The sequence below is a fragment of the Sphingomonas sp. NBWT7 genome, assembly GCF_014217605.1.
GTDB lineage: Bacteria > Pseudomonadota > Alphaproteobacteria > Sphingomonadales > Sphingomonadaceae > Sphingomonas.
This window is the reverse complement of record NZ_CP043639.1, coordinates 168032-190439: the sequence shown is the minus strand read 5'-3', so window position 1 is coordinate 190439 and position 22408 is coordinate 168032. Positions and strand designations below refer to the sequence as shown.

General features: G+C 67.7%; 21 protein-coding genes. 7 read left to right on the top strand and 14 right to left on the bottom strand.

Features of this window, described 5'->3' with window-relative positions; translation table 11 throughout:
* Position 1 precedes the first annotated feature (1 nt).
* Both F1C10_RS00880 and F1C10_RS00875 read left to right on the top strand, forming a co-directional pair.
* Positions 2 to 2473, top strand: coding sequence for a DegT/DnrJ/EryC1/StrS family aminotransferase (locus F1C10_RS00880; RefSeq protein WP_185207983.1), 2472 nt, complete (start codon positions 2 to 4; stop codon positions 2471 to 2473).
* A complete protein-coding gene (locus tag F1C10_RS00875; RefSeq protein ID WP_185207981.1) occupies positions 2470 to 3534 on the top strand; it encodes a glycosyltransferase in 1065 nt (354 codons plus the stop codon). Before F1C10_RS00880 ends, F1C10_RS00875 begins: the two co-directional genes overlap by 4 nt.
* Here F1C10_RS00875 and F1C10_RS00870 read toward each other — a convergent pair.
* Complete coding sequence (locus F1C10_RS00870; RefSeq protein WP_258043169.1) at positions 3516 to 4247, bottom strand: murein L,D-transpeptidase catalytic domain family protein; 732 nt, start codon at positions 4245 to 4247, stop codon at positions 3516 to 3518. The genes F1C10_RS00875 and F1C10_RS00870 overlap by 19 nt on opposite strands.
* Before the next feature lie 214 nt (positions 4248 to 4461).
* Between F1C10_RS00870 and F1C10_RS00865 the strand changes: the two genes are divergently transcribed.
* Entirely contained in the window at positions 4462 to 5070 is a 609-nt protein-coding gene (locus F1C10_RS00865; protein ID WP_185207979.1) for a L,D-transpeptidase family protein, read from the top strand.
* 61 nt (positions 5071 to 5131) lie between these two features.
* Here F1C10_RS00865 and F1C10_RS00860 read toward each other — a convergent pair whose 3' ends face one another.
* Together F1C10_RS00860 and F1C10_RS00855 are read right to left on the bottom strand one after the other, a co-directional pair.
* Entirely contained in the window at positions 5132 to 6088 is a 957-nt protein-coding gene (locus F1C10_RS00860; protein WP_185207977.1) for an isopenicillin N synthase family oxygenase, read from the bottom strand.
* A 108-nt stretch (positions 6089 to 6196) separates the two neighbouring features.
* Positions 6197 to 6691 carry a hypothetical protein gene (locus F1C10_RS00855; RefSeq protein ID WP_185207976.1) on the bottom strand — a complete coding sequence of 165 codons (495 nt, stop codon included), beginning with the start codon at positions 6689 to 6691 and terminating at the stop codon, positions 6197 to 6199.
* Between the two features lie 203 nt (positions 6692 to 6894).
* On the opposite strand from F1C10_RS00855, the gene F1C10_RS00850 reads away from it, so the two are divergent.
* Both F1C10_RS00850 and F1C10_RS00845 read left to right on the top strand, forming a co-directional pair.
* On the top strand, positions 6895 to 7239 hold the full coding sequence (locus F1C10_RS00850; RefSeq protein WP_185209992.1) for a DNA primase: 345 nt from the start codon (positions 6895 to 6897) through the stop codon (positions 7237 to 7239).
* Positions 7240 to 7249: 10 nt separating this feature from the next.
* Entirely contained in the window at positions 7250 to 7891 is a 642-nt protein-coding gene (locus F1C10_RS00845; RefSeq protein ID WP_219729771.1) for a hypothetical protein, read from the top strand.
* Positions 7892 to 7925: 34 nt separating this feature from the next.
* Here F1C10_RS00845 and F1C10_RS00840 read toward each other — a convergent pair whose 3' ends face one another.
* From F1C10_RS00840 to F1C10_RS00805, 8 genes are all read right to left on the bottom strand, one after another.
* Positions 7926 to 8348, bottom strand: coding sequence for a DUF3035 domain-containing protein (locus F1C10_RS00840; RefSeq protein WP_185207972.1), 423 nt, complete (start codon positions 8346 to 8348; stop codon positions 7926 to 7928).
* Positions 8341 to 8868: a signal peptidase II gene (gene lspA, locus F1C10_RS00835; RefSeq protein ID WP_185207971.1), complete on the bottom strand. Its 528-nt coding sequence runs from the start codon at positions 8866 to 8868 to the stop codon at positions 8341 to 8343. The genes F1C10_RS00840 and lspA overlap by 8 nt, the downstream gene beginning before the upstream one ends.
* Positions 8865 to 11699 carry an isoleucine--tRNA ligase gene (gene ileS, locus F1C10_RS00830; protein ID WP_185207969.1) on the bottom strand — a complete coding sequence of 945 codons (2835 nt, stop codon included), beginning with the start codon at positions 11697 to 11699 and terminating at the stop codon, positions 8865 to 8867. Before ileS ends, lspA begins: the two co-directional genes overlap by 4 nt.
* Before the next feature lie 25 nt (positions 11700 to 11724).
* Positions 11725 to 12651, bottom strand: a complete 927-nt coding sequence (locus F1C10_RS00825; protein ID WP_185207967.1) for a bifunctional riboflavin kinase/FAD synthetase — start codon at positions 12649 to 12651, stop codon at positions 11725 to 11727.
* Between the two features lie 41 nt (positions 12652 to 12692).
* A complete protein-coding gene (locus tag F1C10_RS00820) occupies positions 12693 to 13160 on the bottom strand; it encodes a dihydrofolate reductase (RefSeq protein ID WP_185207965.1) in 468 nt (155 codons plus the stop codon).
* A 174-nt stretch (positions 13161 to 13334) separates the two neighbouring features.
* Entirely contained in the window at positions 13335 to 15194 is a 1860-nt protein-coding gene (locus F1C10_RS00815) for a biotin carboxylase N-terminal domain-containing protein (RefSeq protein ID WP_185207963.1), read from the bottom strand.
* A gap of 5 nt (positions 15195 to 15199) precedes the next feature.
* Positions 15200 to 16810, bottom strand: a complete 1611-nt coding sequence (locus F1C10_RS00810) for a carboxyl transferase domain-containing protein (protein ID WP_185207962.1) — start codon at positions 16808 to 16810, stop codon at positions 15200 to 15202.
* Positions 16811 to 16820: 10 nt separating this feature from the next.
* Positions 16821 to 17960: an acyl-CoA dehydrogenase family protein gene (locus tag F1C10_RS00805; RefSeq protein WP_185209991.1), complete on the bottom strand. Its 1140-nt coding sequence runs from the start codon at positions 17958 to 17960 to the stop codon at positions 16821 to 16823.
* A 122-nt stretch (positions 17961 to 18082) separates the two neighbouring features.
* Between F1C10_RS00805 and F1C10_RS00800 the strand changes: the two genes are divergently transcribed.
* On the top strand, positions 18083 to 18961 hold the full coding sequence (locus F1C10_RS00800) for a LysR family transcriptional regulator (protein ID WP_185207960.1): 879 nt from the start codon (positions 18083 to 18085) through the stop codon (positions 18959 to 18961).
* A 10-nt stretch (positions 18962 to 18971) separates the two neighbouring features.
* On the opposite strand, the gene thyA is transcribed toward F1C10_RS00800, so the two are convergent.
* The gene (thyA, locus tag F1C10_RS00795) at positions 18972 to 19865 is read right to left on the bottom strand and encodes a thymidylate synthase (RefSeq protein ID WP_258042998.1); all 894 of its coding nucleotides are present in this window, start codon (positions 19863 to 19865) and stop codon (positions 18972 to 18974) included.
* A 146-nt stretch (positions 19866 to 20011) separates the two neighbouring features.
* Here thyA and F1C10_RS00790 point away from each other — a divergent pair, with 146 nt between their 5' ends.
* On the top strand, positions 20012 to 20413 hold the full coding sequence (locus F1C10_RS00790; protein WP_219729770.1) for a JAB domain-containing protein: 402 nt from the start codon (positions 20012 to 20014) through the stop codon (positions 20411 to 20413).
* On the opposite strand, the gene F1C10_RS00785 is transcribed toward F1C10_RS00790, so the two are convergent.
* Positions 20336 to 21172, bottom strand: coding sequence for a class I SAM-dependent methyltransferase (locus tag F1C10_RS00785; protein WP_185207956.1), 837 nt, complete (start codon positions 21170 to 21172; stop codon positions 20336 to 20338). The two genes, F1C10_RS00790 and F1C10_RS00785, sit on opposite strands and share 78 nt — an antisense overlap.
* Before the next feature lie 4 nt (positions 21173 to 21176).
* On the bottom strand, positions 21177 to 22304 hold the full coding sequence (gene prfB, locus F1C10_RS00780) for a peptide chain release factor 2 (protein WP_185207954.1): 1128 nt from the start codon (positions 22302 to 22304) through the stop codon (positions 21177 to 21179).
* Positions 22305 to 22408: the final 104 nt, after the last annotated feature.

Genomic DNA, 22408 nt, shown 5'->3' with positions numbered 1-22408 from the left:
CATGAAGCGTCTGCCGCTGATCGCCCCGCACCCGCCCCGCCTGTCGACGATGGTCGAGGCGCTCGCCCGTGTCGAAGCCTCCGGTATCCTGAGCAACAATGGCCCCGAGCTGCGAGCGTTCGAGGCGGACGCGACGCAGCGCCTGTTCGACGGGCGCGGCGCATGCCTCGCGGTCGCCAATGCGACGCTCGGGCTGATGATCGCGCTGCGCGATGCGGTGAACGACGGGCCGGCGGGGCGCTTCGCGCTGATGCCGGCGCTTACGTTCGCGGCGACGGCGCAGGCGGCGTGGTGGGCCGGACTCACCCCGCTCGTCTGCGACATCGATCCTGATGATTGGAGCGCCGCGGCGGACGAGGAGGAACGCCTGCTCACGCGCTACGGCGCGCGCATCGCCGCCGTCGTGCCCTACGCGACCTTCGGCTACGGCATCGATCTCGAACGCTATCACTGGCTGTCGCGTCGATACGGCGTGGCGGTGGTGGTCGACGCCGCCGCGTCGCTCGGCACGATTGATGCGGCCGGCGTCGGCTTCGGTGCCGGCGCACCCTTCCCCGTCGTCTATTCGATGCACGCGACCAAGCCGTTCGCGACGGCGGAGGGCGGGCTGATCCACTGCGCCGATCCCGACCGGATCGAGCGGCTGCGCGCGATGGCGAATTTCGGCTTCACCGCGCCGCGCACCGCGACGCTGCCGGGGCTCAACGCCAAGCTGCCCGAGGCGATGGCGGTCGTCGCGCAGGCGCGGCTCGACACGTTCGACGCCGTGGCCGCGCACCGCGGCGCACTCGCCGATGCCTATCATCGCGCCATCGCCGGGCGCTACACGGCGCAGCCGCAGGCACCGGGGCGCCAGGCGCTCGGCTTCTTTCCGCTACTGCTCCCCTCGCAGCATACGCACGAGCGCGACGCGATCATCGCGCGGCTCGACCGGCAGGGTATCGGCGCGGGCAAGTATTTCAGCCCGCATCTCGGCGAGCAGCCGTGGGTGCGCGGCGTCGCGCAGATCGAGCCGACGCCGGTCGCCGACATGATCGGGAGCCGGCTGCTGTCGCTGCCGCTGTCCGACACGATGACGGTCGCCGACGTCGATCGCGCGATCGACGCGCTCGACAAGGCGATCGCTGCCACGCCGCGCACGCCGGCACGGGCTGCATCGCCCGTCGCCGAGACGATGATCGTCGGCGGCGGCCCCGCCGGTACCGCGATGCTGACCGCGGCGAGCCGGCACGGCCTGCTGCCGCAGTTGGCCCATGGGCTGATCGTCGTTGAGCGCGATGCGGCGATCGGCGGCGGACAGCTCGGCCGCTACGCGATCACCTCCGATTCGACCGCGCAGACCTTTCTGTCGGTGATCGAGGGCAATGCCGATCCTGCGATCGCCACGCTCGCCGATCATCCCGCGGCGCTCGCCGTCGCGCGGCATCGCGGCTCGCTCGGCGTGCCGCTCGCCGAAGTCGGCCCGCTGCTACGCGCGATGGGCGATCGCCTTCACGCCACGATCACCGCCAACGGCGGCACGGTGCTGACGGGGCATGAGGCACTTTCCGCGCGGCGTGTCGACGGGCTGTGGCACGTACGCGTACGGGATCTCGCCACGCACCGCGACAGCGAGCGCATCGTGCGCAATCTCGTCATCGCCACCGGCGGGCACCAGCCGCTCGACCGGCTGGTCGCACAGCACGTCGCGGGCGAGCCGATCGTCGCGCTCGCCGGCGATCGGCTGATCCAGTCGGACGCGGTGCTGTCGCTCGGTGGATACGACATGGTCGCTGATCTGCTGTCGACCAAACGCGCGCCGCGCATCGCGGTGATCGGCGGCTCGACCAGCGCGCTGACGACGGTTGCGCTGCTGCTCAAAGGCCGCCCCGCGCTGCCGCTAGGCGCGGGGGCGATCACCCTCCTCCACCGCCGCCCGCTGCGGCCGTTCTACCCGTCGGTCGAGGCAGCGCATGCCGAAGGCTTTACCGATTTCGGCCCCGACGACATCTGCCCCGTCTCGGGCTTCGTCTATCGCCTCGCCGGCTTCCGGCTCGAGGCGCGCGACCTCGTGCTGCGTATGCTCGGCATCGACGGTCGCCAGCCCGACCCGCGCGTCGCCCTCCACCGCGTCACCGGCGACGACGATGCGGCCGCACGTGCCTGCCTGCGCGAGGCTGATCTCGTCATCGCCGCGATGGGCTATCGCCCGCGTGCGCTGTCGCTGGAGGATGCCGCCGGCCGCCGGCTCGCCCTCGCCGCGCATCACGGCGCGCCGATGGTCGACGGCGAATGCCGCGTCCGCGACGCGGGCGGCGCGCCGATCCCCGGCCTGTTTGGGATCGGCCTGGCCGCCGGCTTCGTGCCGCACGGCAAACTCGGCGGCGAGGCAAGCTTCGTCGGGCAGGCGAACGGGCTGTGGCTGTGGCAGAACGACGTCGGCATGATGATCGTCGACCAGTTGCTCGCCCCGCGCGAACGGGCCGCGGCATGAGCGCGCCGCCCGTCGTCAGCGTGATCATGGCGGCGTACAACGGCGCCGAACTGCTGCCCGCAACGCTCGCTTCGCTGCAACGCCAGACGTTCAGCGATTTCGAGGTGATCGTGGTCGACGATTGCTCGACCGATGCGACGCGTGCCGTGCTGCGCGACTGGCCCGATCCACGCGTGCGGATGATCGCCCTGCCGGCCAATGGCGGTCCGGTACGCGCGCGCAACCGCGCCTTCGCCGAGGCGCGCGGCCGCTACGTCGCCGGGCTCGATCAGGACGATCTGTGCTTGCCCGATCGTCTCGCGCGGCAGGTCGCGTACCTCGACGCCAATCCGGACACCGTGCTCGTCGCCACCGCGACCGAGGTGCTGGACGGCGCGCGGCTGCTGCCCTCGCCGCACGTCGCGCACACCACGCCCGCGCTGCTGCGCTGGTTAATCCGGATCGAGAACCCGTTCGTCTGGTCATCGGTGATGATGCGGCAAGCCGCGGCGGCGCGGCTCGATCCGTTCACCCGCCCCGACATTCTCTACGCCGAGGACTTCGACCTCTATCATCGCCTGTCGGCGCACGGGGCGATCGCGCGGATCGACGCGCCGCTGCTCGCCTATCGCCGCCACGCCGGCGGCGCGTCGCAGCGGTATGAGACGGTGATGCTGGCCAATGCGCGCCGGGTGCTAGCAGCGGCGTATGCCTCCCCGTTCGAGGAACAGGCGGACGATGCCGCCGCGCTTGTCGTCGAACATCTCATGCACCGCCAGCCAGTGCCCGACCGCGCCACGCTGATGCGGCTAGGCGACCACCTGTCGCGGCTGCAGCAGCATTTCCTCGCCGACAACGCGCTGAGCGATGCCGACATCCGCATGATCCGCTGGGCGACTGCACGGCGCTGGGCCGATGTGGCGCGCGCGTCGCTGCGCGCCGGGACGATCGCGCTGCGCGACGCGCTGCAGATCCGCCCGCCGCATCTCGGGCTCGGCCACGCTGGGATCGAGCAATTGCTGTGGGCGCGGCTCATCGGCCGCGCGCGCACGCTGCGCCGGCGTCAGACCTTGGCGGCGTAGATCATCCGGCCCTGGCCGAGGCGCTCGAAGACCTCCGCCAGCTCGCGCTCGCCGACTGCGAAACAGCCCTGGCTGCGACCCAGCCGGCCGTGCGTGCGCAACATGTCAGGGTTAGAATACCACGCGCCGTGGACGACGATCGCGCGCGACAGCGCGTTGTTGTTGGTCGGATCGAGCCCGATCAGCCGTTGCGAGCGCCCGTGCTTGCCGACGTAATAATCCGACGCGAGGAAGGCACCCTCGCACGACGCGTTCGAGCCGTCCTGGTTCGAGAAGCGCTGCAGATAGCCGGTGTGCGCCGGATCCGATCCGCTGCCGTGCGCGACAAGCTTCGACACGCTGGTGCCGCTGACGAGATCGATTAGGTGAAAGCGCGGCTGCGCGGACGATGCGGCGAAATCGGCGATAACCATGCGATCGCGCTGGACGCCGCGGCTGCCGTGCCGCTCGAGTGCGGCGAGCGCCCGCCGCATCAATTCGGGGCGCACAACACGCGGTGAGCTCGGCACCACGCGCGGTGCGGGGCGAACCGGCGCCAGCGCCGATGCCGGCAGCGGGGCTGGCCGCGGATCCAGCGGACGCATCGCAGCGGCAACAGCATCGGGCACGATCATCGCGCCGGCGAGCGCGCCTGCCGTCTTCAGCAAGCCGCGACGCGTTGGCGCCTTGCCCGCGTCGATCGCACCATCGTTCCCCGCCCCACATTCCATCATTGTCATCAGATCGTCGTTCCCATTCCCGCTTGGCCCCTCATACCAGCGAAATGGTGAACGTTCCTCAACCATTGCGGGCATCTGGCCCGTCGCTTGCTTGGTACGTCGCAGATCCGGCGCGATTCGTCGCAATGGCACCAAACCCGCGATCATCCGTTGTGCCTGTCAAGATCCGAAAAGCCGGATCGAGTATTTATAGTAAGGGGTCTGGATCATGCGCCTGATTCGTGCATTGACGCCGGCTGTCCTCGCGATGACAGCCCTCACCGCCACGCCAGCATTCGCCAAGAGCGCGGTCGGCACCAGCGTTGCTCTCGTCGATGCTGCAGCTACCCTCACGCCGGGGAAGTACCTCTGGGAAGAGGACGCCGCGGCGGGCCCGGTCAGCATTCTGATCAGTATTCCCGATCAGAAGGCCTATGTCTATCGCGCCGATCAGCTCGTCGCGGTGTCGACCGTTTCGACCGGCAAGGAAGGCAACGAGACCCCTGTTGGCCTCTTCACCATCCTGCAGAAGAAGCAGATGCACCATTCGAACCTGTACGACAACGCGCCGATGCCGTTCATGCAGCGGCTGACATGGGACGGCGTGGCGATCCATGCTGGCCGCAATCCCGGCTTCCCCGCCTCGCACGGCTGCATTCGCGTGCCGACCGAATTTGCCAAGAAACTGTTCGCGGCGACCGAAATGGGCGCAACCGTCGAAGTGACCGATCTGTCCTACGTGCCCGACACGCCGGCGCCGCGCAGCGATGCGCAGCTGACGGCGGCAGCGAATGCCGCAACGCCGAAGGATCTCGGCTCCTTCCTCGCCAGTCGCTGAACACTACCGCGCTGCCCGCCGCATTGATCGTGGCGGGCAGCGTGCCGGGCAGCGTGACGGGTCACTTCTTGATCAGGCCGATTTCCACCAGTCGTTCGTGCAGGTAATCGTGTGCGGTGATCGGGGTCGGATAGCGGTTGGGATTATCCGGTGTGATCGTCTGCGGCAGCGTCTCGATCAGGAAATCGGGCGCCGGATGCAGGAAGAACGGCATCGAGTAACGCGAGTGCCCGCGCCGCTCGGGCGGCGGATTGACGACGCGGTGCGTGGTCGACGGTAGTACGTGGTTGGTCAGCCGTTGCAGCATGTCGCCGACGTTGACGACCATCGCGCCCGCCGGCGGCTTTACCGCGAGCCACTTGCCCGAATCGCGGTCGAGCAGTTCGAGACCCGCCTCCTCCGCGCCGAGCAGTAGCGTGATGAGGTTGATGTCCTCATGCGCCCCGGCGCGCACCCCCTCCGCATCGACCGGGATCGGCGGATAATGCAGCAGCCGCAGCACCGAATTGCCGTCGCGCACCGCCGGATCGAACCAGTCGGTGGCCAGGCCGAGATGCGTCGCGATCGCAGACAACAGCCGGTCGCCCGCGGTGTCGAACGCCTTGAACAGCTCGAGAAATGTGTCCTTGAAACCTTCCGGGCGTTCCGGCCAGATATTCGGCGCCATCGATCCCGCGAAGCGATGGCCAGCCGGCAACTCGCGCCCGACGTGCCAGAATTCCTTCAGATCGACGTGCTTTGCGTCCTTGGCGATCTCGGTCTTGAACGGCGTGTAGCCGCGCGCCCCGCCGGCGCCCTCGACGAAATACCCGCGCTTCTCCTCTTTCGGCAGCGCGAACAGCGCTTCCGTCTCGGCCCAGGCGCGCGAAATCAGATCGTGCGGCACGCCGTGATCGGCGACCACTGCGAAGCCGAAGCGACGAAACGATCCGCCCAGGTCAGCGGCGAACCGCTCGGGATCGCGTGCCTGATCGGCGAGGCTTAGGGTCGGCACGGCGGCCATCTGGGTATCGAGCATCACATACGCCTTCGATCGAACAGTGGGTTGCTGCGCTACATAAGCGCAGCGCACTGCCCCCGCCAGCGTCGCGCGTCCCCCTTGATGCCGTGCCCGGCCCCCTGTTGCCTAGCCGTTGATCGTCACGACGCCGCTCGCGCGCTCGCCGGCAGGCTGCAGATCGATGCGGAACCGCTCGTCCTCGGCTTGCCCCGACAGGCTGTTGCCGTTGACCGTAACGCTGGTCCCCGCCTTCTCGAACTCGCCCCGGAACCAGTCGCGTACCTTCTCGGCGCTGGCCGGGCTGTCGAACCGCACGCGCACTACACCACCCGATCCTTCGCCGCCGTCCTTGCCGGCATCGACATTGACCGAGCCGATCTTCGATCCCGGATAAAGATGAACGCCGTTCAGATCGAAATTGTCGGCCGTCATGGTAATCTTCGGCAGCTTGATCGCGCCCTTGAACAGGGGCGTGTCGACCGTCACCTCGCCGCTGTCGCCATCGACCAGCGCCGTGCCGTTGCCGCCGTTGATCGACACCGTCGTGCCCTCCCCGTCGTTCTTGCTGCACGCGACGAGCGACAGCGCGATCGCGGCGACGGCGGCAAACTTCACGATCATGGCGGCAACTCCGTGCTCAAGGTGTACGTATCGTATAACACACTAATGGGCGTCGGCAGCCGGTACAAGCCTAACCGGGAAGGCTTTCGACGCAGACCTTCCCCGTCGCTTCACCCTTTCCTCAACCGACCCGCGTCACCGCACAGCCCCGGAACCGGCAAGCGGCGATGGCCGTTCCGCATCGGCAATCAGGAGAAACGATCATGGGCGGCCATCAGGTAACGAGCCACGGTTCGGGCGACGACGGCTTCGACGAGGACGGCTATGATGAGAGCCAGCGCGCTGAGATCCTCGAAGCGACGCGCGACGGCCCGAGCGACGGCACGATCATCACCGATCTTGATCCCGATCTCGACGTCGACGATGCCGACGACGAGCAGGAGGACGAACTGCTAATGGCCGACAGCGAGGTCGCCGAGCAGGACGACGACGCCGAGCAGGACGAGGACGACATCGGCGAGGATGATGCGCAGGAAGCGTTCGAGGATGGCTCGATCGATGACGACGAGGATCTGAGCGACACCGACGAGGTGGCGATCAATCCGTGACCGCCAACTCGTGAAAGCCGACAGGCGCCGCGGTATTGTCGCGCTGGCGGCGGTGGCCGTGACGGCTTGTTCTCCCCCGGCGCCGGGCGGCAACGATGCGGTGACGGAGCGCCCCGCCGCGAGACCGTCGGCGAAATCGGCACCATCTACGTCTGCCGCCCTGCCCGATACCGATGATCGCGTCACGTCGACCGAGCGGTCGTCGAATAGTGCCGACGCCGCGGGGCGCGTAGCGGGTGCGACCATTGCAGATAAGAATGCGCAGGAAAGCGGCGGGCAGGATGTCGCGGCGGCAGTCGCAGTAACACAGGCCTATTTCAGCGCGATTAACCGCGGGGATTATCGAACGGCGTGGCACCTGTGGGAACGTGACGGCGCAGCCTCTGGCATGTCGGCCGCCGACTTCGCCGCGAGTTTCGCCAAATTCGTAGACTATCGCGCGGATATCGGAACGCCCGGCCGCGTCGATAGCGGTGCCGGCCAGCGCTACGTCACGGTTCCCGTAAGTGTGGCTGCCACCTTGCGTGACGGTCGCCCGGCCACACTCAAGGGCGACGTGGTGCTTCATCGCACCGCCGCCATCGACGGCGCGACCGCAGCGCAGCAGCGCTGGCACATCTACCAGTCGAACCTGCGCCCGCGGCCCGACTGACCGCCGCTAGCGGCCGTCGGATCGGATTGGACGCTTACTTCGGCGCGTTGGCGCGCGCGTCCTGCCCATCGCCTTCCGGCGCGGCGATGATGTCGCGCGTCGTCTGCCCCTTGTCGACGACGTTGGTGCTGGGGTCGCCCGCCGACGAGCGGATGCCCGGATCTGCGGTCGCGCCTCCGGCCGACTGGACGACCGCGGCCTCGCTCGCGCTGCGCGGTGCGGAGCCGAACAGCGCCTCGAGCGTCTGCGCCTGCGCGCCCGTCACCGACTGAACGCGCGCAGCGCCCGGCGTCGGCGGCACCAGCGCGAAATCGGGCGGGATGATCAGCGAGGGCTGACGCGCCACCGCGAACTCGTCGGGCCGATCGCGGTCGAGCCCGCTGCTCGCGCACCCCGCCAACGTTGCCGACATGAGCATCGCCGCCGCGGCTGCTCCAAGCGCCACCACCTTACGCATTCACATTCTCCGAAACCGTCTGTGCCGGCTGTTGCGCGGGCTTATCGCGAATCAGCAGCGCGCGCACCAGCAGAATGAGCACGCCGATCGTGATCGCCGCATCCGCCACATTGAAGACGAGGAACGGCCGCCACTCGCCGAAATGCAGGTCGGCGAAATCGACCACATAGCCCAGACGCACGCGATCGAGGATATTACCGAGCGCGCCGCCCAGCACCAGGCCGAGCGCCAGCTTGTCGGCCGCCTTCTCCTCGCGCCACATCCACCATGTGACGGCGACGGCGATCGCGGCCGTCATCGCGACGAGCGCCCAGCGCGCGACATCGCTTTCCGCGCGTAGCAGCCCCAGGCTGACGCCCATGTTCTGCACGAAACGCAGGTCGAAGAACGACACGATCTCACGCGAGGCGCCAAGGAAGTCGATCCCCAGCGGCCCGGTGACGAGCCATTTGCTAAGCTGGTCGAGCACGAACACCGCCGCCGCCGCGGCGAGCCCCGCAACGGGTGCACCACGCGTCACGCCGCCGCCTCGCCGACGACGGCAGCGCAGCGGCCGCACAGCGCGGTATCCTCAACCACCTCGGGCAGCAGCCGCCAGCAGCGCCCGCACTTGTGATAATCGGTCCGGCTCACCGTCACCTCATCGCCCGGCGATACCTTCGCCACGATGAACGCCTCGGCCAACTGGTCGACCGGCAACGGCGTGTCGGTGACGGTCACGTCGGCTTCCAGGCTGGAGCGCACCACCTTTTCGCGGCGTAGCGGCTCGATCGCCTCGGTCACGCGCTCGCGCAGGCGGCGCACTTCGAGCCAGCGGGCGCTGACGTTCTCGCCCGCTTCCGCCGGCAGTTCGGGCCAGTCGAGGAAATGCACCGAGCTGTCTTCATCGGGGAAGCGCGATTGCCACACTTCCTCGGCAGTGAAGACCAGCACCGGCGCCGCCCAGCGCACCATCGCGTGGAACAGCACGTCGAGCATCGTGCGATAGGCCCGGCGCTTCACGTCGTCCGGGGCGTCGCAATAAAGCGAATCCTTCCGGATATCGAAGAAGAACGCCGACAGATCCTCGTTGGCGAAATCGCTCAGCAGGCGGACGTAGCCGTTGAAGTCGTAATCGGCAATCGCGCGGCGAAGCTGCTGGTCGAACGCATGGACGAGGTGGAGCATATACCGCTCCAGCTCGGGCCACTCGGCGACCGGCAGCTTCTCGCTTTCGTCGAACCCGTCGAGCGCGCCGAGCAGATAGCGGAACGTGTTGCGCAGCTTGCGATACTGGTCCGCGACGCCGGCAAGGATCTCCTTGCCGATGCGGTGATCCTCGGTGAAATCCACCGACAGCGCCCACAGCCGAAGGATGTCCGCGCCATAATCGCGCATCAGATCAAGCGGGTTGATCGTGTTGCCGAGACTCTTGGACATCTTCATGCCCTTGGCGTCCATCGTGAAGCCGTGCGTCAGCACCGCGTCGTACGGTGCGCGTCCGCGCGTGCCGCAGCTTTCCAGCAGCGAGGACTGGAACCAGCCGCGATGCTGGTCGGACCCTTCGAGGTACAGGTCCGCCGGCCACCTAAGCTCCGGCCAGCGCCCGCTTTCCAGCACGAAGGCATGGGTGCAGCCCGAATCGAACCACACGTCGAGAATGTCGGTAACCCGCTCGTAATCCGCCGGATCGCGTCCCCCGCCTAGGAAGCCAGCCATTGCCTCGTCGGTCCAGGCATCGACACCCTTCTTGCGAAAGGCCTCGACAATGCGTGCATTAACCGCCGGGTCGACCAGCAATTCGCCCGTCGCACGATGGACGAACAAAGCGATCGGCACGCCCCAGGCGCGCTGCCGGCTGATCACCCAGTCCGGCCGCCCCTCGACCATGGCGCCGATGCGGTTGCGGCCCTTCTCGGGCACGAAGCGCGTCGCGGCGATCGCGGCCACCGCCTTCTGCCGCAGCGTGTCGCCACCCTCGATCGGCTTGTCGACGGCAATGAACCACTGCGGCGTGCAACGGAAGATCACCTTCGCCTTCGAGCGCCAGGAATGCGGATAGCTGTGCTTGAAGTCGTCGCTCGCCCCGACCAGTGCGCCGGCTTCGCGCAGGTCGGTGCAGATCGGGCCATCGGCGGCGACGAACTTCTTGTTGATGACGCTGCCCTGCCCGCCGAGCCACGCCCAGTCAGGCCGGTACATGCCTGCCGCATCGACCGCGAACACCGGATCGATGCCGTGCGCCTTGCACAGCTCGAAATCGTCCTCGCCGTGATCTGGCGCCATGTGGACGAGCCCGGTGCCGGCATCGGTGGTGACGAAATCGCCGGCGAGGAACGGGCGCGGCCTGGCGAAGAAGCCGCCCAGCGCGTGCATCGGATGACGCGCGACCGCACCCTTGAGCTTGTCGCCGGTGATCATCGCCAGTGCGGTGACGGTGCCGGCTTCGTCGCCGACCTTCATCACCACCGGATGGCCGATGCGTGCGCCGAAGCTCTCGATCAGATCGCGCGCAACGAGCAATGTGCGCGGTTCGATCACCATGTCGTCGAACCGCGCGAGGACGTATTCCACCTCCGGGCCGTAGGCGAGCGCCTGGTTCACCGGGATCGTCCAGGGCGTCGTGGTCCAGATCACCGCATGCGCGCCAACCAGATCCGGCGCGTTCGGCGCCTCGACGATCTCGAACGCGACGTCGATCTGCGTCGACACCACGTCCTCATATTCGACCTCGGCCTCGGCCAGCGCGGTCTTCTCGACCGGACTCCACATCACCGGCTTGGCGCCGCGATACAGCTGGCCCGTCTCGGCGAATTTCATCAGCTCGGCGACGATCGTTGCCTCCGCCAAGAAGTCCATCGTCAGGTACGGCTTGTCCCAATCGCCGTTAATCCCGAGCCGCTTCAACTGCTCGCGCTGGGTGTCGACCCACTTCTGCGCATAGGCGCGGCATTCGGCGCGGAATTCCGCCGCCGGCACCTCGTCCTTGTTCAGCTTCTTCTTGCGATATTCCTCTTCGACCTTCCACTCGATCGGCAAGCCGTGGCAGTCCCAGCCGGGCACGTACGGCGCGTTCTTGCCGAGCAGCGTCTGCGTGCGCACGACCATGTCCTTCAGGATATGGTTCAGCGCGTGGCCGATATGCATGTCGCCATTGGCATAGGGCGGGCCGTCGTGGAGGACGAACGTCTCACGATCGGCGCGCTGCTCGCGCAGCCGCTGGTACAGACCCAGCCGCTGCCAGCGCTCCAGGATCGCGGGCTCCTTCTGCGGCAGGCCCGCCTTCATCGGGAAGTCGGTCTTCGGCAGGAAGACGGTGTCGCGCCAATCCTTCTGAACGGGCGCGGATGCGGAGGGGGTTTCGTCGGCCATAGAGGCTCGCGCCCTTAGCCGAGCGTCACTCCGCCAGCAACGCCCGCGCCCGATCGCAATCCGCGGCCATCTGCGCCTTCAGCGCATCGAGGCTGTCGAACTTTGCTTCAGGCCGCAGAAAGTCGATCAGCGCCACCTCAATCGTCTGGCCGTAGAGGTTCTCGGAAAAGTCGAACAGATACGGCTCGAGCAGCTCCTTGGGCGGATCGAAACTCGGCCGGATCCCGAGATTGGCCGCCCCGTCGATCACGCGTCCATCGGCGAGCGCCACACGAACCGCGTAGATGCCGTAGGCGGGGCGAAGATAGTTGCCGAGATCGACGTTGGCGGTGGGATAGCCGATCTCGCGCCCGAGCTTGTCGCCGTGGCGCACCTCGCCGGCGATCGTGAACGGACGCGAGAGCAGCCGCGCGGCATCGCGCGGTCGCCCCTCGCGCAGCGCGGCGCGGATGCGCGTCGACGACACCGTCTCGCCATCCAGCCTCACCGCACCCACCGTGTCGGTCGAGAAGCCGTGATGGCGGCCGAGCGCCGCGAGGCTCGCTACGTCACCGGAACGCGCCTTGCCGTAGGTGAAATCCGCCCCCGTCACGACGCCGGCGACGCCGAGCTGCCCGATCAGCCGCTCCGTGACGAAGGCGTCCGCGTCGAGCCCGGCGAGACGATCGTCGAACTCGAACACGATCATCGCGTCGATCTCGGCTGCCTGCATCAATGCGGCGCGCTGTTCGAGCGTCGTCAGCCGGAACCACGGCGTGTCGGGCTTGAAATAACGCATCGGATGCGGATCGAAGGTCGCGACCAGCGCCGGCCGTCCTTCCGCCCGCGCGCGCGTCATCGCCTGGCCGACGACCGCCTGATGGCCGAGGTGGAAGCCGTCGAAATTGCCGAGCGCGACGATCCCGCCGCGCAAGTCCAGCGGCAGCACATCGCCCGCGTTCAGCCTGATCATTGCCTGCCGCTCCATCGCAGCGGCGCATAGCGGCGCGCGGTTCAGCGCACCAGTGTCACGAAACTGTACGCCGGGCGTTCCGCCTCGGCTGGATGATCTTCGCGGAAAATTTCGCGCCAGCCGGTGAAGGGCGGCACAATCGTGTCGCCATCTGGCGCAGCGTGAATTTCGGTCAGCTCGATTCGATCGGCCTTAGCCAGAAACAGCGCGAAGATGTCGGCGCCGCCGATCACCGCGGCATCGTCACCCGCGAGCGCCATCGCTTCGGCCGGAGCATGCGCCACCTCGGCGCCTGTGCGCTGCCATGCTGCGTCGCGCGTCAGCACGATATGCCGCCGGCCGGGCAACGGCGCGGGAAAGCTGTCGAACGTCTTGCGCCCCATGATCATCGCACGGCCGAGCGTCTGCGCCTTGAAGCGCCGCAGGTCGGCGGGGAGGTGCCAAGGCAGTGTGCCGTCACGCCCGATGACGCCATTGTCGGCGCGCGCGAGATGGAAACTGATCGTCACCCCGCCGCGATGACGGTGCGCGCCGCAGGGTGCAAGCCCGTCGATGGCGGCGCGCCCTGCTGCAGCAGCCAGGCGGCCAGCGTTGCGGTCGCGATCGTGATGACATACTCCCGCATGGCGACGTCCTTCGTAACGACTACACTTGTAGTCGTCAATGCTGAACGCCGCATGAACTTAACCCTCGGCTGCGCGCTCGACCCGCGCCAGTAGCGTTCCTTCAGCCACCTGCGCCCCCTCGCTCGCTTTCAAGTCGGCGACGATACCGTCGAAGGGCGCAACCAGCGCTTGCTCCATCTTCATCGCCTCGAGCACCAGCAGCCGCTCGCCCTTGGTCACCGTCTGCCCGTCCGCAACGAGCACCGCGATGACGCGGCCTGGCATCGGCGACAGGATCGCGCCGTCGCCTTCCCCGCCCCCGCCGACGTGATCCGCGCGGCGCGGCCCGACCGGCCATGCCTCGCCTTCGAGGAACAGGACGCCGTCGGCGACCGTCGCTGCGGAATGATCGCTCTCAACGTCGACGAGATAGGGCTTGCCCCCCACCTCGACCTCGACGCGCGTTACCGACGGCGCATTGGCACGAAAGCCGCGCAAGTCGGTCCAGGGATCGCCGCTCGCCGCCGGCAGGATCGCGGCGGCGGCGGCGGCCAGCACCGGTGGCGAGGGCTGGGTGGCTGGGATCAGCCGATCGGCGTGTCGCTCGATGAAGCCAGTATCGATCCGCTCCGCGACGAAGTCCGCATCCGACGCGGCGCGCGCCAGAAAAGCGGCGTTCGTGCGCACCGGCCACACCTGCGTACCGCGCGCCGCCGCCGCCAGCCGCGACGCTGCCTCACGCCGAGTCGCGCTGTGAACGATCAGCTTGGCGATCATCGGATCGTAGTAGGGCGTCACCTCGCCCCCTTCCTCGACGCCGCTGTCGACGCGCACATCCTTGGGGAAGCGCAGCCGATCGAGCGGCCCGGTCGAGGGGAGGAAGCCGGTCGCGGGGTTCTCGGCGTAGAGCCGTGCCTCCATCGCCCAGCCGTCGATCGCCAGTTCCTCCTGCCGCTTCGGCAGCGGCTCGCCGCTCGCGACGCGCAGCTGCCATTCGACGAGATCCTGCCCGGTGATCGCCTCGGTCACCGGATGCTCGACCTGGAGGCGGGTGTTCATTTCCATGAACCAGATGCGATCGGCGCGCAGCCCGTCCGATCCGTCGGCGATGAACTCGATCGTGCCCGCCCCGACATAATCGACTGCGCGCGCCGCCTTGACCGCCGCGTCGCAGACCGCCGCGCGCGTCGCCGCATCCATCGCCGGCGCGGGCGCTTCCTCGATCACCTTCTGATGCCGCCGCTGCAGCGAACAGTCGCGTTCGAACAGGTGAACGGCGTTGCCGTGCGTGTCGCCGAACACCTGCACTTCGATATGGCGCGGCGACAGGATGTACTTCTCGATCAGCACCTGCGTGTTGCCGAACGACGCCGCGGCCTCGCGCTGGCAGCTCTCGAGCATCGCGGCGAAATGGGCTGGCGCATCGACCTTGCGCATACCCTTCCCGCCGCCGCCGGCTACCGCCTTGATCAGCACGGGATAACCGATCGCATCCGCCTCCGCCTGTAGCCGCGCGGGCGATTGGTCGGCGCCGAGGTAGCCCGGCGTGACGGGCACGCCGGCGGCGATCATCCGCTCCTTTGCCGCGTCCTTCAGCCCCATCGCGCGGATCGCGGCGGGTGGCGCACCGACCCATATCAGCCCGGCGGCGATCACTGCCTCGGCGAATTCGGCATTCTCCGACAGGAAACCGTAGCCGGGGTGAATGGCCTGCGCGCCCGTCTCGCGCGCCGCGGCGATTAGCCGGTCCTGCCGCAGGTAGCTGTCGGTCGCGGGCGCGGTGCCGATGCAGACCGCATCGTCCGCCTCGCGCACGAACGGCATGCCGGCGTCGACGTCCGAATGGACCGCGATCGTGCGAATGCCGAGGCGCCGCGCAGTACGGATGATGCGACGGGCAATCTCGCCGCGATTGGCGATCAGCAAGCTCTCGATCATGGCCATCACATCCGGAACAGGCCGAACTTCGGCGTTTGCGGGATCGGCGCGTTGAGCACCGCGGAATAGGCGAGGCCGAGTACGTCGCGCGTCTGCACCGGATCGATGATACCATCGTCCCAGAGGCGCGCGGTGGCATAGTACGGGTTGCCCTCGTCCTCGTATTTCTGGCGGATCGGCGCCTTGAACGCCTCCGCCTCGTCGGCGGACCAGCGCTCCGCATCGCGGTGCACCGTCGCAAGCACGCTCGCCGCCTGCTCCCCGCCCATCACCGAGATGCGCGCATTGGGCCAGGTGAACAGGAAGCGCGGGCTGTAGGCGCGCCCGCACATGCCGTAATTGCCCGCCCCGAAGCTGCCGCCGATCAGCACCGTGATCTTGGGCACCGACGCGGTTGCCACCGCCGTAACGAGCTTCGCGCCGTTCTTCGCAATCCCTTCCGCCTCGTACTTGCCACCGACCATGAAGCCCGAGATGTTCTGCAGAAACAGCAGCGGCACGCGGCGCTGGCAGGCGAGTTCGATAAAATGCGCGCCCTTGAGCGCACTTTCCGAGAACAGCACGCCGTTGTTGGCGAGGATCGCGACCGGCATCCCCCAGATGCGCGCGAAGCCGCACACCAGCGTCGTGCCGTACAGCGGCTTGAACTCGTGCATCTCCGACCCGTCGACGATCCGTGCGATCACCTCGTGCACGTCGTATGGCGCGCGCACGTCCTGCGGCACGATGCCGTAGAGATCCTGCGGGTTCAGCTTGGGCGGGCGCGGCGCGGCGACCTCGATGTCGATCGCTTTCGGCCGATTGAGCGTCGCGACGATATCGCGCACGATCAGCAGCGCGTGCGCGTCATTCTCGGCGACGTGATCGACGACACCCGACCGGCGCCCATGCGTCTCCGCCCCGCCCAACTCTTCGGCGGAAATCACCTCGCCCGTCGCCGCCTTCACCAGCGGGGGCCCGGCGAGGAAGATCGTGCCCTGATCGCGGACGATCACCGTCTCGTCAGACATTGCGGGCACATAGGCGCCGCCCGCGGTGCAGCTGCCCATCACGCAGGCGATCTGTGCGATCCCCTCCGCCGACATATGCGCCTGGTTGAAAAAGATTCGGCCGAAATGCTCGCGATCGGGAAACACCTCCGCCTGGTGCGGCAGGTTGGCGCCGCCCGAATCGACGAGGTAGATGCACGGCAGGCGGTTCTCGCGCGCGATCTCCTGCGCGCGCAGGTGCTTCTTCACGGTCAGCGGGAAGTATGCCCCGCCCTTCACCGTCGGATCGTTGGCGACGATCATGCACTCGCGGCCCGACACGCGGCCAATCCCTGCGATCATACCCGCGCCCGGCGCGCCATCGGCGTTCGCCGCGTCGCCGTACATCCCGTTCGCCGCGAGTGCGCCGATCTCGAGGAACGGCGAGCCGGGATCGAGCAGCCGCTCGACACGGTCACGCGGCAACAGCTTGCCGCGCGCGACGTGACGCGCACGATGCTGCTCGGATCCGCCGAGCGCCGTGCGCGCCACCGTTTCGCGCAGGCTATCGGCGAGCGCTCGGTTGTGCGCCGCGTTGGCGGCAAAGGTGTCGGAACCGGTATCGACGAGCGTCTGGATCGTGGTCATGCCGGTGGCCTCATTCCCCGCTTGCGGCGTTGCGCCCGATCAGCTCGCGACCGATCAGCATGCGCCGCACCTCGTTGGTGCCCGCGCCGATGTCGAGCAGCTTGGCGTCGCGCCAGTAGCGCTCGACCGGCCAATCCTTGGTATAGCCGGCGCCGCCGAGCGCCTGGATCGCCTCCCCCGCCACCTTCACCGCATTTTCCGACGCGAGCAGAATGCAGCCGGCAGCGTCGAACCGCGTCGTCAGCCCTGCGTCGCACGCCTTGGCGACGGCATAGACATAGGCGCGTGACGAACTGAGCGCGACATACATGTCGGCGACCTTGGCCTGCATCAGCTGAAACTCGCCGATCGGGCGGCCGAACTGCTTGCGCTCGCGCACGTACGGCAGGACGACGTCGAGGCAGGCCTGCATGATGCCCAGCTGGATGCCCGACAGCACCACCCGCTCGTAATCGAGGCCAGACATCAGCACCTGGACACCGCCGTTGAGCGGCCCCATCACCTGCTCGTCGCCGACGAAGCAATCGTCGAACACCAGCTCGGCAGTCGGCGATCCGCGCATGCCGACCTTGTCGATCCTCTGCCCGATCGAAAAGCCGGCGAAGCCCTTCTCGATCAGGAACGCGGTGATCCCGCGCGATCCCGCATCGGGCGTGGTCTTGGCATAGACGACCAGCGTGTCCGCTTCGGGCGCGTTGGTGATCCAGAATTTGGTGCCGTTGAGCCGCCAGCCGCCGTCGACCCTGTCGGCGCGCAGCTTCATCGACACGACGTCCGAACCGGCGCCCGCCTCCGACATCGCGAGGCTGCCGACATGTTCGCCCGAGATCAGCTTGGGCAGATATTTCGCCTTCTGCTCGGGCGAGGCCCAGCGGCGGATCTGATTGACGCACAGGTTGGAATGCGCGCCGTAGCTAAGGCCGATCGACGCGGACGACCGGCTGATCTCCTCACACGCAATGAGGTGTTCGAGATAGCCGAGCCCGAGCCCGCCGTCCGCCTCTTCGACGGTGATGCCATGCAGCCCCAGCGCGCCCATTTCGGGCCACAGCTCGCGCGCGAAGGCGTCCTCCGCGTCGATCCGCGCGGCGATCGGCTCGATCCGGTCGAGCGCGAAGCGCCGCGTCGTCTCGCGGATCGCATCCGCCATCTCGCCGAGCCCGTGGTTGAGGTCGGTCACATCGCTCTCCTGTCAGCCGTTGCGACCATGATAGGCGCGCGCCCAGCCCGTGCAAAATTGAAAGCGGCGCAACGATTGCATAGAGCACGTCTATGATCGATCGCTACCACCTGCGCTATTTCCTCGCGGTGGTCGATACCGGCAATTTTTCGCGCGCGGCGGCGGCGTGCAACGTGTCGCAGCCTACCCTGTCAGTCGGCATCGCGAAGCTCGAGAAAGCGCTTGGCCATCCCCTGTTTAATCGCACCAATCGGCGGGTCGCGCTAACGCAGGCGGGCGCGCGGCTGCTCGACCACGCACGCATGATCGAGGGTGGCTTCGCGGCCGCCGAACGCGCCGTCGCTGGCGCCGCGGCGACGCGGACGGTGCGCATCGGTGTCCTATCGACGATCTCGCGCAGAACGATTGAGGCTTTCCTCGTCGATCGCCTATCGCGCGGCGACGGCGATCGCGTCGAAATCGTCGAGGGGCAGGATCGCGACCTGCGCGGGCGGCTGGCGCGCGGGCGGATCGACGTCGCGCTGCTGGCGCTGCGCGATGCCGACATTTCGGCAGGCGCGTCGGCGATCGTTAGCGAAGGCTATTCGCTCGCCCTCTCCATCACGCACCCGCTTGCCGGCCGCACGATCGTGGCGGCCGAGGAACTGGCGAACGACGCGATGATCGTGCGCCGCCATTGCGAACTCCTATCGCAGACGAGCCGCTTCTTCATCGCGCGCGGCGTCCGCCCGTTCTTCGCCGCGCGCACGACCAGCGACGACAAGGCGCTGGCGCACGTGCGCGCCGGGCTCGGCATCACCGTCATGCCCAACGGATTTCGCGAGCCCGGCATCGCCCGTGTACCGCTCGACACGTTCGACTTCGTGCGCGCGCTCGGATTGGTCTTCGCGCCGCACCACGACGCGGCGGTGATGGCGCGCAGCTCAACGATTACCGCGCTGATCGCGGCCGTTGCTGCGATCGAGACGTGAGCCAGCCCGCCTAAACCGCGACGTCGGCCTTGATCGCAGGGTGCGGATCATAGCCGTCGACCACGAAATCCTCGATCCGATAGTCATCGATCGACGCCGCGTGTCGGACCAGCCGCATCGTCGGCGCGGCACGCGGCGCGCGGCCGAGCAGCGTCTCCGCCTGCTCGAGATGATTGAGGTACAGGTGAACGTCGCCGCCGTGCCAGATCAGCTCGCCGACGGCGAGATCGGCCTGCTGCGCGATCATCATCAGCAGCGCGCTCGCACCGACCCAGTTGAACGGCGTGCCGAGGAACTGGTCCGCGCTGCGCTGGAACAGCAGGCAGCTCACGCGCCCGTCGCGCACGTGGAACTGATACACCATGTGGCACGGCGGCAGCGCCATGCCCTCGAGGTCCGCGACGTTCCAGCCGTGAAACAGGATCCGCCGGCTCGACGGATTGGTGCGCAGCAGGTGGATTACCTCAGCGATCTGGTCGATCGTCTCGCCGCGGCCATCGTCCCACCGGCGCCACTGCTTGCCGTAGACCGGCCCCAGATCGCCCCAGCGCGCCGCGAAATCGGCGTTGTCGACGATGCGTTGCTCGAACGCCGCCTGGCTGATCGCCTCGCCCGTCTCGCGACGGTAGCGGGCGAGCGGCCAATCAGTCCAGATGCCGACCTTTGCCGCCACCAGCGGCCGGATGTTCGTCTCTCCGGTAAGGAACCAGAGCATCTCTTTCACCGCCGTCTTCCACGACACGCGCTTGGATGTCAGCAGCGGCACCGTCCCGTCCGACAGATCGAATCGCGCCGACGCGCCGAAGATCGATCGGGTGCCGACGCCCGTGCGGTCGATCCGCTCCTCTCCCGTGTCGATGATCGACCGCAGAATCGCGGCATATTGGTCGTCGGCGCTGGACAAGGGCGACTCCGGAAGCGTGAACGAGGCGTGGGGCTCGCTCGTAGCCGTCGCACTGCTTCGCATCATCCGCGATCGCGCCGCCAAGTAAAGCAACTTTTCAACTGGCTCATGAATTCAAATTTGGTTCGAAACGGAGGAGATACGACGTGAGCATCACCGGTCTTGGGCAAAGGCGCGCGATGCACGGATTGGCGCAACCGATATCGGCATTTCTCGACGAGCTTGCCCGACACCACGTGGAGACCGCCGTCTTCGTGTTCCTCGATCATGGCGGCGACGCGCTCGGCTGGCATCGCCAATCGTCGGATCATCCCGAGGTCGTCGCCGTCCGCATCCGCTCGGTCGTCAACCGCGCGCTCGCGCTCGAGGCGGCGCAAGTCGTGATGGCGCACAACCACCCATCGGGCGATCCTGAGCCGTCCGCCGCCGACTTGCGCTTCACTCGGCAACTCGCCACCGTGCTCGACGCGCTAGAAATTCGGCTGGTCGATCACCTCGTGCTGGCGCCGGGCGGCTGCGTCAGTTTTCGCGCGCGCGGGCTGCTGTGATGTGTCGAGCCGGCACGATCGGATCTGCTCGGGCTCAGGCCGCCGCCCCTCAGTCCTGAAGGTCGCGAAATAGCCCCCAGCCGACGGCATCGGCGTCAGCGTCATCATCTTGTAGCCGACCGCCGCGAACTCGCAGCGCAGCAGCGCGGGCGGCGTGCCATGATCGGCCGTGCGTCGATTCGCATCGACTACCACGACCAGCCCGTCGGGGCGCAGCGAGGGGCGCATCCGCCACAGGAACTCGTACGGCTGCTCGATCTCATGGTACATGTGCACCATGAAGACACGGTCGAAACTCGCCTCGGGCAGCTTCGGATCGGCCGGTGCACCGAGCTTCACGCTGACATTGTCGAGCCTTCCTCGCGCCACGCGATCGGCGAGCATGTCGCGCGTCGCCGGCACGATATCCTGCGCCAGCACGCGGCCGTCATCACCCACCTTCTGCGCCAAGCGGATCGTGTAATAACCCTCGCCAGCGCCGATGTCGGCAACCGTCATGCCCGGCCGGATCGCGGCGCGTGCCATCACCGTCTCCGCCTCGTTCAACCGATCGCGCGCCTCCTCGTTCGACCAGCGCGCGGAAACGATATGCGCGACGGGGCGGTCGGCGACGGGAAACGGGCCCGGCTCTTTGGGTTCGCGCTTGATCAGCGGCGCGCCGCCATCGCACGCCGTCAATAGGACGAGGAGTGCCGATGCCCCGGCCGAACACGTGCCGACGCGGCGGGGCGTTGCACGCGGGGAAGCGGCGTGGGGCACGCGCTTACTCCACGTCCTCGACGTCGACCGCTTCGCCCGTCACGCGCTGCGCCAGCGCGGCGGCCATGAACTCGTCGAGATCGCCGTCGAGCACGTCACCCGGCGAAGTGGAAGTGGCGCCGGTGCGCAGGTCCTTCACCAACTGATACGGCTGGAGCACGTAGGAGCGGATCTGGTGCCCCCATCCGATATCGGTCTTGGTGGCGTTGACGGCGTTCGCCTCTTCCTCGCGCTTGCGCAGCTCATGCTCATAGAGCCGCGCGCGCAGTTGGTTGTACGCTTCCGCCTTGTTCTTGTGCTGCGAGCGCTGGTTCTGGCAGGCGACGACGATGCCGGTCGGCAAGTGCGTGATGCGCACCGCCGAATCGGTCGTGTTGATGTGCTGCCCACCGGCGCCCGACGCGCGATAGGTGTCGATGCGCAGCTCGCTGTCGTTGACCTCGATATCGATCGAATCGTCGATCACCGGATAGACCCACACGCTCGAGAAGCTCGTGTGGCGGCGCGCGGAGCTGTCGTAGGGGCTGATCCGGACGAGGCGGTGCACCCCGCTCTCGACCTTGGCATAGCCATAGGCATTCTCGCCCTTCACCAGCAGCGTCGCGGACTTGATCCCGGCCTGCTCGCCGGCGTGATAATCGATCAGTTCGACCTTGTAGCCCTGCCGCTCGGCCCAGCGCGTGTACATCCGCTGCAGCATCTCGGCCCAGTCCTGGCTCTCGGTGCCGCCGGCGCCGGCGTTGATCTCGACATAGGTGTCGTTGTGATCCGCCTCCCCCGACAGCAGCGCCTTGACCTTGTCCTTCTGCGCGCGCTCGGCGAGCTGCGCGAGCGCGGCGGTCCCCTCGGACGCCATCTCCTCGTCGCCCTCGGCCTCGGCCATCTCGATCAGCTCGGCGGTGTCCGCCATTTCGGTTTGGATGCTACGCGCAGCGGTGATCGCCTCGTCCAGCCGGCGGCGCTCGCGCATCACGTCCTGCGCGGCCTTGGGATCGTTCCACAGCGTCGGATCCTCGACGCGCGCATTGAGTTCGTCGAGCCGCCGAAGCGCACGATCCCAATCGAGGCTGCGCCGCAGCAGCGCGAGGGCCTCGTTGATCGTCTCGACATGGGCGTGCGCTTCGGCGCGCATGATAGTTCTCCAACCGTCGCAGCGAGCTGCCGGCGCCAGAGGTGCGCGGCGCAGGTGCGGCGTATGATCGTACGGGTCGCGGACTTAGGGCGAGAAACACGGCA